Below are 1,188 nucleotides of genomic sequence, written 5' to 3' on the forward strand. Positions count from 1 at the left end.
TCGGGCCTCCAGTGAGTGTTACCTCACCTTCACCCTGGACAGGGGTAGATCACACGGTTTCGGGTCTACGTCCACGTACTAAAGCGCCCTATTCAGACTCGCTTTCGCTGCGGCTCCGTCTCTTCAACTTAACCTCGCACGGGAACGTAACTCGCCGGTTCATTCTACAAAAGGCACGCCATCACCCATATAGAGGGCTCTGACTTTTTGTAAGCACACGGTTTCAGGTTCTTTTTCACTCCGCTTCCGCGGTGCTTTTCACCTTTCCCTCACGGTACTGCTTCACTATCGGTCACTAGGGAGTATTTAGCCTTGGCAGATGGTCCTGCCGGATTCCGACGGGGTTTCACGTGACCCGCCGTACTCAGGATACCTCTAGGGGATTCGTTCAGTTTGGGCTACAGGGCTTTTACCTTCTATGCCGGACCTTTCCAGATCACTTCGCCTACCAAACTAACCCCATATCGAGGTCCTACAACCCCAAGGAGCAAGCTCCTTGGTTTGGGCTATTCCGCTTTCGCTCGCCGCTACTGACGGAATCACTTTTGTTTTCTTTTCCTCCAGGTACTTAGATGTTTCAGTTCCCTGGGTCTGCCTCCAATGTAGCTATGTATTCACTACATGGTAACTGCGCATTACCACAGCTGGGTTCCCCCATTCGGACATCCCCGGATCAAAGCCTGCTTACGGCTCCCCGAGGCATTTCGTCGTTCGCCACGTCCTTCTTCGGCTCCTAGTGCCTAGGCATCCTCCGTGTGCTCTTTCTAGCTTAACCTAGAAAAAACTAATAAAGATTTTTGTGTAACCCGAAGGTCAACACAACCTAAGTTCTTACTTTACGTTTTTGTTTCGTTATCTAGTTTTCAAGGAACAAGATTGTTGAAAGATTGCTCTTTCAAAACTGAACACGAGTGAGTAAGCGATTTGTGTGCTAAGCACACTTGACTGGATCTATCAGATCCGAGTCTCCATAGAAAGGAGGTGATCCAGCCGCACCTTCCGATACGGCTACCTTGTTACGACTTCACCCCAATCATCTACCCCACCTTCGGCGGCTGGCTCCCTTGCGGGTTACCCCACCGACTTCGGGTGTTGTAAACTCTCGTGGTGTGACGGGCGGTGTGTACAAGACCCGGGAACGTATTCACCGCGGCATGCTGATCCGCGATTACTAGCAATTCCGACTTC

At 51.1% G+C, this 1,188-nt stretch carries 2 rRNA genes; both read right to left on the reverse strand.

The features are described from left to right. Positions 1-775: ribosomal RNA gene (locus tag HQN88_RS37185) — 23S ribosomal RNA — on the reverse strand; the annotation flags it as partial. A gap of 199 nt (positions 776-974) precedes the next feature. Continuing rightward, a 16S ribosomal RNA gene (locus tag HQN88_RS37190) occupies positions 975-1,188 on the reverse strand; the annotation flags it as partial.

This window comes from Paenibacillus qinlingensis, assembly GCF_013204845.1.
GTDB classification, from domain to species: Bacteria; Bacillota; Bacilli; order Paenibacillales; family NBRC-103111; genus Paenibacillus_E; species Paenibacillus_E qinlingensis.